Source organism: Streptomyces sp. NPDC003027 (assembly GCF_053591435.1).
Genome location: NZ_JBSFTU010000005.1, coordinates 50856 through 67296 on the forward strand (window position 1 = coordinate 50856; position 16441 = coordinate 67296).

11 protein-coding genes are annotated in these 16441 nt (G+C 72.3%); 6 read left to right on the top strand and 5 right to left on the bottom strand.

Going from position 1 to position 16441, the window contains the following annotated elements; translation table 11 throughout:
* Window positions 1-180: 180 nt before the first annotated feature.
* The gene (locus tag ACWDX6_RS06065) at window positions 181-1824 is read right to left on the bottom strand and encodes an adenosine deaminase family protein (protein WP_451483737.1); all 1644 of its coding nucleotides are present in this window, start codon (window positions 1822-1824) and stop codon (window positions 181-183) included.
* 259 nt (window positions 1825-2083) lie between these two features.
* Between ACWDX6_RS06065 and ACWDX6_RS06070 the strand changes: the two genes are divergently transcribed.
* Window positions 2084-3163 (top strand): BTAD domain-containing putative transcriptional regulator, encoded by a 1080-nt coding sequence (locus tag ACWDX6_RS06070; RefSeq protein WP_451483738.1) that lies wholly within the window; start codon window positions 2084-2086, stop codon window positions 3161-3163.
* A 66-nt stretch (window positions 3164-3229) separates the two neighbouring features.
* Here ACWDX6_RS06070 and ACWDX6_RS06075 read toward each other — a convergent pair whose 3' ends face one another.
* Complete coding sequence (locus tag ACWDX6_RS06075; protein ID WP_451483739.1) at window positions 3230-3895, bottom strand: cutinase family protein; 666 nt, start codon at window positions 3893-3895, stop codon at window positions 3230-3232.
* 201 nt (window positions 3896-4096) lie between these two features.
* Between ACWDX6_RS06075 and ACWDX6_RS06080 the strand changes: the two genes are divergently transcribed.
* Window positions 4097-5752, top strand: a complete 1656-nt coding sequence (locus ACWDX6_RS06080) for a peptidase M23 (protein WP_451483740.1) — start codon at window positions 4097-4099, stop codon at window positions 5750-5752.
* A 101-nt stretch (window positions 5753-5853) separates the two neighbouring features.
* Here the strand turns inward: ACWDX6_RS06080 and ACWDX6_RS06085 are convergent, their stop codons facing one another.
* Both ACWDX6_RS06085 and ACWDX6_RS06090 read right to left on the bottom strand, forming a co-directional pair.
* Window positions 5854-6891 (bottom strand): alpha/beta hydrolase, encoded by a 1038-nt coding sequence (locus ACWDX6_RS06085; protein ID WP_451483865.1) that lies wholly within the window; start codon window positions 6889-6891, stop codon window positions 5854-5856.
* 74 nt (window positions 6892-6965) lie between these two features.
* Complete coding sequence (locus ACWDX6_RS06090; protein WP_451483741.1) at window positions 6966-9434, bottom strand: penicillin acylase family protein; 2469 nt, start codon at window positions 9432-9434, stop codon at window positions 6966-6968.
* Between the two features lie 224 nt (window positions 9435-9658).
* Here ACWDX6_RS06090 and ACWDX6_RS06095 point away from each other — a divergent pair, with 224 nt between their 5' ends.
* The 4 genes from ACWDX6_RS06095 (at window position 9659) to ACWDX6_RS06110 (ending at window position 15736) form a co-directional block, all read left to right on the top strand.
* Window positions 9659-11182 (top strand): peptidoglycan DD-metalloendopeptidase family protein, encoded by a 1524-nt coding sequence (locus tag ACWDX6_RS06095; protein WP_451483742.1) that lies wholly within the window; start codon window positions 9659-9661, stop codon window positions 11180-11182.
* Between the two features lie 37 nt (window positions 11183-11219).
* Window positions 11220-13253: a family 43 glycosylhydrolase gene (locus ACWDX6_RS06100; protein WP_451483743.1), complete on the top strand. Its 2034-nt coding sequence runs from the start codon at window positions 11220-11222 to the stop codon at window positions 13251-13253.
* Window positions 13254-13499: 246 nt separating this feature from the next.
* Complete coding sequence (locus ACWDX6_RS06105) at window positions 13500-14309, top strand: FHA domain-containing protein (protein WP_451483744.1); 810 nt, start codon at window positions 13500-13502, stop codon at window positions 14307-14309.
* Entirely contained in the window at window positions 14306-15736 is a 1431-nt protein-coding gene (locus ACWDX6_RS06110; protein ID WP_451483745.1) for a serine/threonine-protein kinase, read from the top strand. Before ACWDX6_RS06105 ends, ACWDX6_RS06110 begins: the two co-directional genes overlap by 4 nt.
* An 11-nt stretch (window positions 15737-15747) precedes the next feature.
* On the opposite strand, the gene ACWDX6_RS06115 is transcribed toward ACWDX6_RS06110, so the two are convergent.
* Window positions 15748-16323: a HutD/Ves family protein gene (locus ACWDX6_RS06115; RefSeq protein ID WP_451483746.1), complete on the bottom strand. Its 576-nt coding sequence runs from the start codon at window positions 16321-16323 to the stop codon at window positions 15748-15750.
* Between the last annotated feature and the right edge of the window lie 118 nt (window positions 16324-16441).

Sequence of the window (16441 nt, forward strand, 5' to 3'; positions counted from 1 at the left end):
GCCTCCCATACGCCGCGCGGCCCGCTCCTGACGCGCTTCGTACGGGCGCGGGGGCGGGCCGGTGAGCCGCATCACCCCTGCTCGGAGGGCAGGGACGTGCGGTCGTGGTGCGGGGGTCCTCGTGACGGGGCGGTGCCGGGTCCGTGGGTCCTTTCCGGTGGGGGCGTGAGAGCGGGCGGGTCAGCGGCCGGTGCCGAAGGTCCGCTCGAAGTCGTGGAAGGCGGTCTCCTGGCGCCACTGGGCGTCGGCCTTGGGGCTGGCGGCCAGCAGACGGCGGCAGCCGGGGCTGCCCACGGCCGTACCGGGGCGCTCGCCGCGGCAGACATCCTCGACGCGGTAGCCGTCGCGGGTGGGGTTGCCCCGCCACAGGCTCGCTCCGGGCAGGAAGGCGTACTCCAGCGAGGCCCGGGCCAGGTCCTTCAGCTCCCGGTACGACAGACCGTAGGTCTCGGCTGCGTACTGGTACTCGTGGCTGATGTCGATCCGGCTGACCCCCGGGTCGTCGGTGGCCAGGACGACGGGCACGCCGTAGGCGCGGTAGGTGGCGAACGGGTGGTCCGCGCCGCGTACGCCGAGGATCTGGGCGTTGCTGGTGAACGGGACCTCGACGGCGACCTCCCGGGCGGCCATGGTGCGGGCCGTACGCCGCCAGTCGTCCTCGTGGACGAGGTCGACGCCATGGCCGACCCGCTCCGCGCGGGCGACGTGGACGGCCTCCGCGATGTGGAACGCCAGGTCCTGGGGCTTGACCAGTCCGGGCCACAACTCCCCGGCGTGCAGCGTCACATGGGCCTCGGGGTAGACCCCGCGCAGGTGCGCCAGCATGCGCATCTGGAGGCTGTAGTGGAGCAGCGCGCTCTCCCCGTCCTCGGGCTGGACGAGGTTGACCGCGACGAACCGGGGGTCGCGTTCGGCCAGCCGCATGCCGAGGGCCATCTGGGTGTAGACCCGCTCGCGCGAGCTGCCGCGCGACACCTGCGAGATCCAGCGGACGGGGAGTCGGCACGCGGGCTCGGGGCGGCTGGTCCCGCAGCGGGCGGCGGTACGGAACTGGACGTCGGCCTGGTCCGCCTCCGCGCGCGCCTCGGCCACGAGCCGCTCCAGCTTGCCGCCGGCGACCAGCTTGGCGTGCAGGGCGGCGAGGTCGTCGTCCCAGCCGACCTTGTCGGCGAGCTTCTTCGCGCCGTCGGAGGCCGGGGTGACCATGGTCTCCAGGTAGAACTGGTTCTGCGCGGCCACGTCCTCGGCGACAGCGGCGAGCAGGGTGCCGCGGTGGCGGTAGGTGACCTCGCCGAACTTGCCGAAGGTGGCGAAGAAGTGGTCGTGCCCGTCGCCTCCGGGCGGGAAGTCCTGCATGGACCAGGCGCGCACGATCGCGTCATGGAAGGCGCGGTCGGTGCGGGCATCGGCGGCTGGCCGGGTCCCCGCACCGCAGGGCGCGGCGACGGCGGTCATCGTGGCGGTCTCGACGCACAGGCCGTCCCTGGCGGCGAGTTCGATCAGGAACTCGGTGGACACCGCGCCCGAGAGGTGGTTGTGCAGGTCCCCGCCCTTGGGCAGATGGCGGAAGAAGGCGCGCAGCCGCCGCGGGTCGTCGCGGACGGCGTCCAGGTAGGCGGCCGTCCCGGTCTCCAGGACGTCCACCGGCCCGGAAGGAGGTACCGCCCGGCCGGGTCCCGGCGCGGCCGGAACGGCCCCGGCGGGCAGGGCGGACAGCGACGCCAGCAGCGTCAGGGCGCCGAGCCCCACGACGGCCGCGGTGCGCGGTCCGCGCGCCGAGCGCAGGGGGGTGGCGGGCGCTGGGGTGGTATCGGAAGTGATCACGTCGGCATGATCGTCGGCGGAGGGGCCCGGCGGCGTGCCGCCGGGCGGCGTGTGGGGAGCGACCACACGTGTGGGCGAGTCGGCCGCGTATGTGCCGCGAGCGGGCGGATCCGCGGCAACACCCTCGCCGTCCATGGGGGATGTCGCGTTCGCGCGCGTGTGTCACTCCGGATCGTTCCGGATGCCTTGCCCGACACTCCCCCCACTACCTTGTCGACGGCGCTCGCGAGACGGAGCGTCCGGAGACCGGGGAGCAGCGATGCCGACGACCGTCATCACCGACCGCCCTACCACCGCCGCCCTCAGGCATGAGGAGCGCCAGGTGCTCTCCGCGGTCGGCTGCGGCCTGCGGGACGACGAGATCGCCGCCGCCCTCGCCGTCCCCGAGGACGCCGTGGCCGAGCACCTCGCGCGGATCATGGGGAAGCTCGGCCTGCGCGACCGGGCCGCCGCCATCGTCCACGCCTTCGACTGCGGTCTGGTCGTCCCCGGACGTGGCCCCCGCACACGGCCGGTGAGACCACGGACCATCGCCGCGCGAGCGGCGGGACCGAAGGTACGGATCTCCCTCCTCGGGCCGCTGCGGGCATGGCGGGACGGTCGGCCCCTGAACCTGGGGCATCTGCGCCAGCAAGCCGTCCTGGCGGCCCTGGCCCTGGGCGCGGGACGCTCCCTCAGCCAGCAGGAACTGCTCGATGACGTATGGGGGATGGAGCCGCCGGTCGCGAACGTGGTGCCGGTGTACATCTACCGACTGCGCAAGGCCCTGCGCGTCGGGGACGGTCCGGACGCGGTCATCGAGCGCGGACTCCGTGGCTACCGGCTGGCCTCCGGTGCGGTCGACGTGGACGTGGCACGCATGGAGCGGCTGGTCACCGCCATCGGGAAGGCCGATCGAGCGGGCGCACCACACGAGGCGGTCCGCCTCTGCGCCCAGGCGCTGGAGCTGTTCCACGGGGAGCCCCTGGCCGGTCTGCCGGGGCCGCTCGCCGAACTGGAGCGGCTTCGGCTCCGCGATCGCCGGATCGCCATCGTGCAGCGGAAGCTGGAGTGGCAGCTGCGGCTTGGCCAGGACGCGGAGGTGATCGCCGAGTTGTTCGCCCTGTCGGCGGCGCACCCCCTCAACGAGCCGGTGGCCGCGATGCTGATGCGGGCGCTGTACCGGAACGGGCGCCAGGCCGACGCCTTGACGGTGTTCGAGCGCGCCCGCCGCCGTCTCGCCGAGGACCTCGGGGTTCCTCCGAGCCGGATGCTGCGGCGGGCGCACCAGATGATTCTGCGCGGCGACGAGGCCGGCCTCGGTCTGAGCCCCCTGGCCGGGTCCGCGACCGGCCGGTGATCAGGGCCGGCTGGTGATCACGGCCGGCCGGTGACCGATGGGCCCGTGATCACGACCGGCCGCTGGTCACCAGGCGGCGGGATACCAGGCGCCGTTGTACCACTGCTCGTTGGCGCTGTCGTTGTGGTGATCCATGTTGAAGTCGTGGGGGTAGTTCCTGATGTGGTTCCCCGGGTACGTCCAGATGCCGGCGGACTCGTCGCAGACGTAGTCCCAGTGGCAGATCGTCTTGACCGGCACGTCACCGAAGTACCTGTCGGCGCCGGCGAGCGGCGCTCCGACGATGCCGCCGAACGGTACGGATCCTCCGTTGGCGCCGGGACCGCCCTGGCGCTTGGGGTCGGCGATGAGGATGGCGTTGACGTTGTCGAAGGTCTGCCAGTTCTCGGTGACCCAGATGTGCACCACCGCGGCGCCCAGGGAGTACCCGCCCATCTTGACGTGCTGGCTGGGGCACGCGGCACGCTGGTCGCGCACCAGCCGGTTCAGCTCGTTGACGCCCGCCCGGGCGCTCGCGCCGTTGGGGATCTGGGTCGGGTACCCGACGTGCTGCTGGATGTTGCCGGTGAAGCCGTCGTTGTTCCAGGAGCTTCCCGTGCCGCCGACGACGATCGTGTAGGTGCCCTCGCACGAGGCCGTCGTGGCCGCCTGCGCCGTGGACGCCTGTGCCACCGAAAGCCCCGCCGTCAGCAGAAGGCCGGCCAAGGCGGCCGTCATCTTCTTCGCTCGCATTTCGATCCTCCCCATGTGGTCTGTCTTCGCGTCACGAGCCTGGCGGCGGCCGATGACATCCCGATGAAACGCGGGCCGGAGAAACGCGGCCCGGTGAAACACGGCCCGGCAAAACGCGCGGGAGGCCGATTCCATCGGCATTTCATGGGTGCCTCCTACCGTCGGCCGCCAACGACCGGAGTTCACGACGAGAGGCACACCATGGCAGGAAGCGGCTTGCACCGCGTATTCACCAGACTGGCCTTACTGGCCGGCATCTGGGCGTTGGTCGTCGGGTTGACCGCCTCGGTCGCCGTCGCCCGGCCCGAGCCCGTTCCGGGCGGCGACCGTTCCGGCGTCTCCCGGTACTTCGCCGGCCCCCAGGGCATGGCCATTCCGACCGCGCCGTGCGATCCGGCCGGTCCTTCGGCCACCGACGGCATCATGGCCGACCAGCTCAACCCGCAGCTCGGCGCGAAGATGGCCGGCTATCTGAACGCGTACAAGATGTCCTGCGCGCGGATGGTCACGCAGGCGGTGAAGGACCGGGGTCTCAACCCGAGGGCCGCGGCGATCGCGATCGCGACGATCATCGTGGAGACCAGCATGAACAACTACTCCCAGGCCGTCGACCACACCAGCATCGGACTGTTCCAGCAGCAGGACTGGTGGGGCAGCCGGGAGCAGCGTCTGGACCCGGTCTACGCCACCAATGCCTTCCTCAATGCGATGGAGGACGAGTTTCCGGGCGGCGGGTGGAACGACGCGCCGATCGGCGAGGTGTGCTGGCGGGTGCAGCGACCGCGGGAGGACCTGCGTCATCTGTACGGGATCGAGGCGGGCGACGCCACGCTGATCGCCAACGCGTTGTGGTCCGCTACGAGCGGCGGCCCCAAGCACCCGTACGCCTCCGGCCGGGTCGTGTCCGGGCGGTCGGCGGACGGGCGCCTCGAGGCGTTCGCCGCCGGTGCCGACGGTGTGTACCACGCCTGGCAGACCGCGGTGAACGGCGCCTGGTCGACGTGGCGGTTCGCGGGTGGTCCGCGCAACGCCCAGCTGGCGGTGGCGGCCAACGCGGACGGCCGGCTGGAGCTGTTCGCGCTGTCGGACAGTACGTTCGATCACATGTGGCAGACCGGGCCCAGCGCCGGGTGGTCCGCCTGGGAGAACTTCGGCACCGGCGGGCACCGACTGGCCGCGGGCAACAACGCCGACGGGCGGATCGAGGTGTTCGCCTCCAACGCCAACGGTGTGTTCCACCGCTGGCAGACCGCGCCCAGCGGCGGGTGGGCCGCATGGGAAGGCACCCGCGGCGGCCCGGCCAACGCCCGACTCGCCATGGAGACCGCGCCCGATGGGCGGCTGGAGGTCTTCGCGCTGTCCGACTCGACGTTCGAGCACCTGTACCAGACCGGCGTCAACGGCGGCTGGTCCGCCTGGGAGAACTTCGGCACCGGAGGACGCGCCGTCACGGCGAGCCACAACCAGGACGGCAGGCTCGAAGTGTTCGCCTCCAACGCCGACGGGGTCTTCCACCGCTGGCAGACCGGCCCGGCCTCGTGGTCGCAGTGGACCGGCACCGGCGGGATCCCTGACGCCGAGCTGACCACCTCGCGGTCGGTCGACGGACGGGTCGAGGTGTTCGCGATCAACTCCACCACGGCGAGCCACACCTGGCAGACCGGCCCGAACGCCGCGTTCTCGCAGTGGGAGAGCTTCGGCACCGGTGGCACGTCGATCGGTGCGAGCACCAACGCCGACGGCCGCATCGAAGTGTTCGGCACCAGCCACGCCGGCGTCTACCACCGGTGGCAGACCGGCTTCACCACCTGGTCGGAATGGGCCTGGCTGAACGATTCCGGTCCGGCGATCAGGTAGGGCCTGTCCGGCGGATCAGGGCCGGATCGCGCGCCCGCCGTCGCCCCGTGGACCGCGTCAGCGGCGGACGGGACGACGGCGGGCGCTCGGCGCGTCGGGGATCAGGAGGCGAAGGACCTCTCCAGCCTGGGGATCAGGTCGCGAAGGTCCTGTTCCCAGCAGCCGGCGTTGTGGCCGCCGTCGCACTGGGTGCCCCAGCCGGAGCCGTCGCCGTAGTTGACGTAGTAGTAGGGCATGGCCAGGGCGTCCATCTCGGCCTTGACGTTCTTGGCCGCGCCCGAGACCCAGAACTCCATGTTCACCGGCGAGCCGCCGCCGTCGCCCGTGTAGATGGAGACCCCGACTCCGTCGAGCCGGTCCATGTGCTGGGACGGGTCGACCTCGTTCCACCGCCGGTCGACGTTGAACACGGGGTAGGGCGAGCCGAACAGGGCGTCGCTGTCCACACCGGGCTTGTACGGGGATTCGTTCGGGTCGCAGTACCCCGATGCCGAGGCGCACATCGCGCCCAGAGCGTCGGTGACGGAGGCGACGACGGCCATCCGCAGGTCCATGGACCGGGCCGACAGGTCGATGTCACCCGACAGGGACGCGGTCTGGCTGAAGAGGTCGGGGCGGGCCTGGGCGTAGTGGAAGGCCCCGAACCCGCCCATCGAGACGCCGGCGATGGCCCTGGCCTTCTTGGTGGCGATGGTCCGCAGGTTCGCGTCGATGAACGGGATCACCTGCTTGAGATGGAAGTTCTCCCAGTTCTGGGCACCCAGCACCGTCTTCTGGTTGAGCCAGTTGGCGTACCAGCTCCGGGCGCCGCCGTCCGGGATGACGGTGATCATCTCGTTCGACATGGACAGCGCCGGATAGTTCTGCTGGATCGGGTCGTCGGGCGATCCGTGCAGGAAGTACAGCACCGGGTATCGCCGGTCCGGGTCGTCGTGGTAACCGCTCGGCAGGATGATCTTGATGTGCTGTTCGCCCTTGACCTCGGGCGTGGTCACGGTGAGGTAGAAGTCGGTGGCGCTTCCTGTCGCCGGGCCGGCCTGGGTCAGGCCGAAGCCGTTCGCCATCGGCGGCGGGGTGGTGCCGCTGCCGGCGGCCTGTACCAAACCCGTCGGCGCGACCACGGCCGCGGCGGCGAGCATCCACGCCACCGCCAGCCGCCGCCAGTTCACCTTCGTTGTCACTGCTTTCCTCCTGGGGACGTCATTGGGCGCTCTCAGTTCAGAACCTTGACGCGCAATTCCGGTGAAGCCGCGATCTGGTCCTCGGTGAACCGCTCGGTCACCCACGTGCCGGCCGAGAAGAGCTTGGTCTGGTCGGCGTAGTGCGGTGAGTTCGGGTCGGCCGACTGGGAGTAGGCCATGACGGAGAACGCCTGCGGCGGGCCGTCTGCGGTGAACCTCACCTGCTGGATGAAGCTGGACCCGAAGACGATGTCCGGTTCTCCGTCGACCTGGCCAGGCGTGATCACGTTCAGCACACCGAGCTGCCCGAGCGAGCCGTGGATCGGGATCTGCTCACCACCGCGGGTGACCTTCTGGACGTCCGAGAGGGGGGCGTTCAGCGGAACGCCCGCCTTGCGCAGGGCGATCACGGCACGGCCGAACGCGTCGCGGACGGCGGAGCTCCCGGTATCCAGCGAGTTGGGCGTGTGCACCGGGTCCTTGGGGTCGAAGGGGACCCGCCACGGCAGCTTCTCGATCCCCTGCCCGTTGAGCAGGAAGCTCCAGTAGGTCGCGAAGAGCGAGGAGCCCCGGCTGTCGGAGGTGTAGTCGTGGCTCTTCCAGGCGGCCAGGACCGGGCATGCCTCGCTCACGTTGACCAGGGTGCCGTCCACCAGGATGAGCCCGAAGGCCACGTTCCGGCACATCGTCACCGTGGCGTTCAGGGCGAGGTCGGCCGCTCTGCTGTTGTCGGCGAAGAGCAACTGCCCCATGGTCTGCGGTGTGAAGCCCCGGCCCGGCAGGCCGTCGGTGCCGTTGATCCGGTTCTGCGCGGTCAGGATGAGTTCCTGGGTGCGCAGCGAACGGGGCGCCGCGGTGTCGCCCATCACCCGGGGGAAGGTCAGCGGCTGCTCCGGGTTGGCCAGCCAGGCGCTGTCGTTGGCGTTGCCCACGAAGTCGGACCGGATCAGGCGCGGCTGCTTGTGCGGGTCGAGGAGCCCTGGCGCGACCGCGTTCGGGTCGTCGGGCCAGTCGCACGCGCCGCGCTTGCCGTCGAAGATGGAGACCGGCGGGGCGTTCGGCAGCCGTAGCGACTGGTTGAACAGCAGCTTGCCGGTCTCGGTGAGGCACGACCGCGCGTGTTCGTCGGTGATGTTCGGGGTCGCCTGGATGCCCGCGTACAGCGCCTCGCCCTTGCGGTCGGAGGCGACCGTGTTGAAGAAGGGGACGCCCTGTGTGGTCTCCAGGATGTCCACCACATCGTGGACGTCCTTGGCCTGGTCGAGGCGGAACCAGGTGTTCAGCGCGCGCAGGTTGTTCATGTTCACGTCGCGTACCGCGTGGGCGCTGACCACCCAGGGCAAGGGGACGCCCTGCATCGAGGTGGTGATCGGGCCGTAGCGGGTGGACCACAGCGTGCGGGCGACCTTGCCGAGGGAGCCGTCCGGCTTCCGCACCTCGACCTCGACCCGCTGCGAGGTCATCCGCTCCCAGGCGCCGTCCACCAGGTACATGGTCGGGTTCAGCGGATCGACCTGTACGTCGAAGAGCCCGAACGGGGCCACGGTGGCGACGGTGTGGCTCCAGGCGACGTTGTCGTTGTAGCCGATGTTCACGGCGGGGAATCCCAGCAGGCTCGCCCCGGAGACGTTGACCTCGCCCGGGATCGTCAGCTGGCTCTGCCACATCCGGTTCTTGCCCTGCCACGGGAAGTGCGGGTTGGCCAGCATCATGCTGGTGCCACCGGAGACGCCCCGCGAGCCGACCGCCAACGCGTTGCTTCCCATGCTCTGTTGCCGGCTCACCGCCATCGCGTCGCGGATCCTGGCCGCGGTCTTCCCGGGTGAGGACGCCGGCCGCTGGGCGGGGGCGGCGGCCGAGGCCCCCGGGGGTGCGGCGTTCACCTGGCCGTCCAGGAGCGCGTCGGCGCTGCCCATGATGATCTCGGCGTGCGCGTGCCGGTAGACGTCCAGCTCCGTGATCGGCCGGACCCAGGCGGCGCCGCGGCAGGCCGGGTCGGAGATGTTGTTCACCCCCGTCTCTGCCAGGTACCGGTTGTATCCCTGGACGTAGCCGCGAACGGCCTCCTTGACCTCCGGCTCCGGACCCTCGGGGGCGGGCATGGCGAGGAGCCGCTCCACCACCTTGTCGTCCTTGATGCGCTGGAAGTACAGGTCGCTGTTGAGGTTGGTGGTGGTGTTCTGGTTCTGGCCGGGGCTCGCCCTGCCTTCGGGTCCCAGGTGGCGGGAGCGCTGGGCGTCGACCATCAGATAGGTGTCGGCCAGGATGCAGATGTTGTCCTTGGCCGCGGCGTATCCGTACCCCGTCCCCAGCCCCGCCCAGTCCGAGGCGATGATGTGCGGGATGCCGTACTCGGTGTAGCGGATCGTCGGTCTGTCCGGCCCGGGTTCGGCGGCGGCCGCCCCCGTGGTCGTCGAACCGGTGGCCGCGGAGGTGCTCAGCACGGCCACCGCCGCCAGGACCGCTATCGGCAGCCTCGCGCTGCGTCTCCTGCTCGCCATCGAGCCGTCCTCTCCTTGTCGTTCGGGCCGTCGTGTGAACGCGGCCACGCTAAGGAGGACCGATGAAATCCCGATGACCAGCGGCAACGGGCTTCTAGCCGAGGTGCTCCCGCCTGTCAGTCCGTAACCTTCCGGGGTCTGCGGGACCCCGCTCCGTTGCTAGCTTCCGTACCGCCCGTACGTCCGTCCCACTCACCCCGAGACAGCCAAGGGGAGGAGGTCTCGTGCTTCCAGGACTTTCCCGACGCGCAGTGACCTGGGTTCTCGCGGCGACAGCGGCCCTGCTGCTGCCGGCGCTGGTGCCCGCGGCTCCGGCCGCGGCCGCCCGGAGCACCGCCGCCGTCGCCACCGCGGCCTGCCCGGCCGCCGGTTTCGTGTCCCAGCACTTCCACAGCAACCACAACGGTGTCGACATCGCCAACGACGTCGGGACGCCGATCTACGCCGTGGGCGACGGCGAGGTCACCATCTCGGGGCGCGAGCCCGGCTACGGCCAGTGGATCCGGATCCAGCACCCCGACGGGAGGATCTCCGAGTACGGGCACATGGTCCGGCGTGACGTCTCCGCCGGCGACCGCGTCGTGGCCGGCCAGCAGATCGCCCTGATGGGCTCCGAGGGGCAGTCCACCGGCCCCCACCTCCATCTGCGGATCTGGGGCGACCGGTCCGCCACGTACGGAATCGACCCCGAGCCCTACCTGGCGGAGCGCGGCGTCGTCCTGCCCTGCACCCCCGGCAGCGGTCCGCGGCCCGTGCCGCTGGTGTACCCGGCGGAGTCGGGCCGGGTCGTGTCCGCGCGGTCGGCGGACGGACGCCTGGAGGTCTTCGCCGCCGGAGCCGACGGCATCCACCACTCCTGGCAGCAGGCGGTCAACGGCGACTGGTCGGAATGGGAGTCGCTCGGCGGACCGGGCAACGCCGAACTCGCCCTCGCGCCGAACGCCGACGGCCGTCTCGAACTGCTCGCCCTGAACGGGAGCACCTTCCAGCACCGCTGGCAGCTGAGCCCGTCCGGCGGCTGGTCGGGCTGGGAGACCTTCGGTGAGGGCGGCCGGGACACGGCGGCCGGTGTCAACGCCGACGGCCGCATCGAGGTCTACGCGTCCGGCCCGGTCGGGCTCTTCCACCGGTATCAACTCGCCCCGAACGGCGGCTGGTCGGAGTGGGAGCCCACGGGCGGCGGCCCCGCCGACAGCCGGGTGGAGATGGGAAAGGCACCCGACGGACGCCTGGAGGTCTTCGCCCTGAACGGCACCACCTTCCAGCACAGCTACCAGACGGCACCCAACGGCGGCTGGTCCCCGTGGAGCGCCTTCGGTGAGGGCGGGCACGACCTGACCGTCGACCACAACGCCGACGGACGCCTGGAGGTCTTCGCCTCCGGCCCGGTCGGTGTCTTCCACAGGTACCAGACCGGCCCCGCCGGTTGGTCCGAGTGGGAACCCACGGGCGGCCCCGCCGACTCCCAGCTGACCAGCGAACGCACCCCCGACGGGCGCGTCGAGGTCTTCGCCATCAACGGCACCACCGCCATGCACACCTGGCAGACCGCCGTCAACGCCCCCTACAGCGACTGGGCGTCCTTCGGCACCGGCGGCACCGAGGTCACGGCCGCCACCAACGCCGACGGCCGGATCGAAGTCTTCGGCACGAGCCACGCCGGTACGTTCCACAAGTGGCAGACCGGTTTCTCCACCTGGTCCGAGTGGCTCTGGCTCAACAACTCCGCAGGACCCGCCGTCGGCTGACCTGTCCGGCCGTCGACCGACCCGACCGAAGGAATCCATGCTTCCGATCAGCAGACGGAGCCTGCTGCGCGGTGCGGCCGGCGCCGGCGCCCTCCCGTTCCTGGGTGCCGGCCCGGCCGCCGCCGCGGCGGCCTCCGCGTACGCCCCGGCACCTGAGTGGGTCGGCGCGGGACCCTTCACGTACGTCTACGACCCGTCCACCTCCGCGGGCCCGCGCTATCTCAACGATCACACCCTGATCGAGGCTCAGGGCCGCTGGCACCTGTTCGGCATCGTCGGCAACAGCGCGCCGCGCGGTGAATCCCCGGACAGCGCGGCGGAGATCTCCTTCGCCCACGCCTCCGCGCCGAGCCCGCAGGGCCCGTGGACCAGCCACCCCGACGCGCTCACCGTCGACCCGTCCTATTTCGGTGAGGAACACCTGTGGGCGCCGCACGTCGTCGAGGCGGGCGGCAGGTTCTGGATGTTCTACGCCGCGGGCGGCGCGAGCGGCGCGGCCATCAACCTCGCCACGTCGACCGACCTGTTCACCTGGACCCGCGAACCGTCCGGCCCGCTGTTCCGGGGGCTCGCGGCGCGCGACCCGATGGTGCTGCGGACCGGCGGCGAGTGGGTCATGTACTACACCGAACTCTCCGCCCCGGGCGGCCGGCATGTCGTGGCCTACCGGCGTTCCGCCGATCTGCTGCACTGGAGCGAGCCGGGCGTCGCGTTCACCGACGCGACCACGGACGCGACCGTCTCGGTCACCGAGTCGCCGTGCGTCGTCGAACGAGACGGCTGGTACTACCTGTTCATCGGCCCGCGCAACGGCTACGAGGGCACCGACGTCCTCGCGTCGCGGGACCCGTTCCATTTCGAGCTCGCCGGATACGCCGGGCATGTGGCCGGCCACGCCGTCGAGGTGGTCCGCGCCGGGGAGACCTGGTACGCCGGCGCCGCGGGCTGGTTCCGGAACGGGCTGTACGTGGCGCCCCTGTCATGGCGGGACACGCCACCGCCGTGGCAGAGCCCCGACAACCCGGTGGCCGGTCTCGACGTGGACGGCCGGCTGACGGTGTTCGCCCTCGACGCCGGCGACCGCTCGATGCTGCGGCGCGTCCAGCTCGACCCGCACACGGACAGCTGGTCGGGGTGGGAGCCCTTCGGCGGGCCCGCCGGTGCGGTTCCCACGCTCGGCCGCACCACCGACGGCAGGCTCGAGGTGTTCTCGCTGGCCCCGGGCGGTGTCCAGCTGCACCACCGGGTGCAGCGGCCGGACGGCGGCTGGCACGACTGGGCGGAGTTCGGCGGTCCGGCCGGTGCGGCCCCCGCCGTCGCCCGCGACGCCTCCGGCCGTCTGGAGGCCTTCGCCCTGAGCCCCGGCGGCGCCTCCGTCGCGCGGCGACGGCAGAGGTCGGCCGGGTCCACGGCCTGGGACCCGTGGGAGCCCGGATTCGGCGGGGCGGCGGGCGCGCCACCGGTTGTCGCGGCGAACGCCGACGGCCGGCTCGAGGTGTTCGCCCTCGCCCCCGGCGGCGCGGCCATCGACCACCGGTGGCAGGAGTCCCCCGGCGGCCCCTGGACCGCGGCATGGCACCGGTTCGGCACCGCCGCCGGCGCCGCGCCCCGGGTGGCCAGGGACGGCAGCGGCCGGCTCGGCGTCGCCGCGATCGGACCGTCCGGCGTGGGAACCTTCGTCCGGCGGCAGGCCGTGCCGAGCGGCGGCTGGGGCGAGTGGCTGCCGCTGTTCGGCTGGAGCGCCGCCGCCCCGGCGTTCGCCGTGAACGCCGACGGCCGGCTCGAGGCGTTCTCGCTGACGCCCGGCGGCGCCCGGCTCGACCACCGCTGGCAGGTCGCTCCGGGTGGGGACACCCATCCCGGCGGGGAGTTCGGCGAGCCCGGCCTCCGGCTCGCCGCCACGCCGACGGCGGCACTCGACGCCGCCGGTCGGCTGCACGTCTTCGCCGTCACCGTCGCGGGCCGGATGCGGACCCGCGTCCAGGCCCGGCCGAGCGGCGGCTGGCAGCCGTGGACGGCCTTCGGGGACCACTCGGTCGCGCCCCTGGTGTCGGGCGGCCCCGCTCTCTGAGCGCAGTGTGCGGATCTCGCCACGTGGTCGGCGGCGGGTGCTCCGTTCCCGCCGCCCCTCCCGCCACGAAGCGGTCTTCCGCCTGCCCGTACGGTGACTTTCCCCACTGTGCGCGGTCGGGAACGGGGCAACCACGGCCCCCGGCGGCCGGTTTTGTCGATGTGGCCGAAGTACGCCCGTGAACTCCCCGGAGAGATGAGTATCGTTCCGCTGGTCGGACAAACGACACGGGGAACGGGGGGAGCGGTGAGCGGCGTAGTCGTCCATCTGCCAGGGGGAAGCGGTGGCGCCGTCGACGGCGAACCGCACGGTGGCGCGGTGACGTTGCGGCTGGGGCCCGGTGAGGTCGCCCGCTTCGGACGGGGCTCCACGGCGGTCCCCGTCGAGCTGCGCCTCGACGACCCGGCGATCTCCCGGCTCGCCGGGGAGATCCATGTGACCGACGACCACTGGCAGCTGACGAACCACAGCACCACCCACAGCTATCTGGTGGAGAACCCGGAGGGAGCGGGCGAATACCTGAGGGTTCCGCCGCGACGGGTGGGGGCGCCGATCCCGTTCGAGTTCGCGCGCGTCGTGCTGCCCACCCGCGGTGACGTCACGGTCTCCTTCCAGGTGTTCGCTCCCGACCACGTCTATCTGGACCCGGAGGCCATGGGTGTTCCCTGGGGGAACAGCACGGTCACCGCGTACTCGCTGGACGAGACGGCCACGTACTTCCTCGTCCTGGTCGCACTCTGCGAACCGCGTCTGCGCGACCAGTCGCGTGTGGCGGTCCCCACCACTCCCCAGATCGTCGAGCGGCTCAGGGGGCACGCCACCTGCGGCGCGCTGACCGCGCGGGCGGTCAGCTCCCACATCGACTATCTCGCCGAGGAGAAGCTGCGCATCGCCGTCCCGGACGCCCACGAGCCCGGCAAGGGCGAGCGCCGCAACGGCAAGCGGGAGGAGATCGTCGGGCTGGCGCTGCGGTTCGGGCTCGTACGGGAGGAGCATCTCGCGCTGCTGCCGCCCCTGGCGGGGGCCGGCGGGCGGGAGCGGCAGGCCGCACGATGAGACCGCCGCACGGCCTGGGGGGCACCACGGAACGCGACCGGACGGACCTGCTCCCCGCCGGCTGCCGGGTCGGAGACTGGGTGGTCACCGAGCTGATCGGTGCCGGGGGCTGGTCCACGGTCTACGCGGCCCGTCCGGCCGAGGGGCGCCCGGACCGAACCGGCGGGAGCGCCACGCCCCCGCCCCCCACCGAAGTCGCGCTCAAGATCATGCCGACCGCCGGGCTGGCGCCGCGCCAGGTGCGCAGGATCGTGGAATCGGCCCGCCGCGAGGTCGAACTCGGGCGCAGGGCCGGGCATCCCCGGCTGATCGGCCTCCTGGAGTCGTTCGTGCCGGCCGCACCCGACCGCCCCTCCCTGGAGGGCGCGATCGTGCTGGTCATGGAACGGGCCGCCGGCAGTCTGCGGGAGCTGGTCGACGCGGGCGTGCCGGACGCCGATCGCGGCCGGCTGATCGCCGGCATCTGCGAGGGACTCGCCCATCTCCACCGGTCGGGCTGGGTCCACGCGGATCTCAAGCCGGAGAACGTCCTGCTGGGCAGGGACCGCTCCGTGAAGCTCTCCGACTTCGGGCTCGCCACCGAGCTGACGGGGACCCACGGGTACGCGCCTCCCATGGGCACCCTGGACTACTTCCCGCCCGAGCGCTGGAGGGCACCCCTGGGCGAACTCGGCGTGCGGGTGCGGCCGACCGCGGACATCTGGGCGCTCGGCATCGTCATCCACGAGGTGTTCGCGTCCGGCGGCTCACCGTTCGCCGGGGCGACCCCCGTGGCGCGGGGTGCTGCGGTCCAGGAGTACGGCGAGGGGCGCGCGCCGCTGCGCATGGACCACGCCGTGCCGCCGTTCTGGCGGCAGCTGGCCGCCGACTGCCTCGCCCCGTCCCACGAGGCCCGCGCCCCCCACACCGCCGAGAGCCTGCTCGCCCGCATCACCGCCCACCAGGAGGCACCCGGGGCAGGGGCGGGACGGCGTGGCGGCCGGGCCCGCGCCGCCGTCCTGGCCACGGCGCTGTGCGGGATCGCCGGCGCGTCCCTGTGCTCGGACGCGGTACGGGCGACCTCGGCCGCGCCGCCCGGTGGTGCGGACGCCACGACGCCCGGGGCGGTCCGGGTGTACAACGCGGAGCGGGGCTGCCGGGAGCGCGTCGACCGGAACCCGCGGTGCAGTCTGGGCCTGGCGATCGACCCCGAGCGGCCCTACACCGCGGAGAACGTCGTGCCGACCCGGGTGTGGCACGGCGACGTTCTCACCGCCGACTGCCAGGTGCTTGACGGGGAGCCCATCATCGACGAGGAGGACCGGCGGTCCACCCGCTGGTTCCGTGTCCGCCTCCCGGCCGGCTCCAAGCCCCCGACGGCCTGGCTCCCGGCCGTACGCAGCGAGGAACACCCGGCGCTGCCGCAGTGCCTCCGCGAGGTCCCGTGACGGCGGTCGTCTCACTCACCGCGGCGCACGGGCGCGACATCCGCCCACAGGGCGACGGCGTCCGGTGAGAGCGGTGCGACCCCTCGGCCCGGTGCGTCGTCGCTCCCCTCCCACCACGCGCCCTGGCCGGCCGTCAGAAGGCGCCCCTCGGCACCCGTCCGCCAGTGGCCGCGCAGCACGTGGAACACCCCGGCGTGGCCGCCGGCCGGCACGACAGGCGCGGTGATCCGGTCCACCCGGGCCGTCCGACGGCCGAGCCGCACCATGATGTTGAGCACCCGGCAGGGCCCGTTGAGCAGGTGGGCGGTCAGCTCCAGGTCTCCGGAGAACCCGAGGGGCTCCTGCGCTCGCGCCGTCCGGTCGAACCCCCCGGGGGCCGTCAGCCGCACACCGTCGCCCGCCAGCAGCGTGAGCGTCCGGTCGACACCGGGAAACGCCGAGAACGGCCCGTCCCGGTCGATGTCCGCCACACTCGCACGCCACTGGAACTCCTCGGCGCCGAGCGGCCACGAGGCGATCTCCCGGGTGGCGCCCCCGTTGTTGCGCCACGGGCCCGCCGTCAGGGTCTCGACATCGAAGTGGTGCATGCGGGCTCCTGAGCTGCGTGCGGTACGGGTGCGGACCACCCGGGCGGACAACGATGGAGCGGCCGTCCGTGACGGCTGCGGTCTGCCGGCATCGGCGTGGACGTCTCCGTCCACGCCG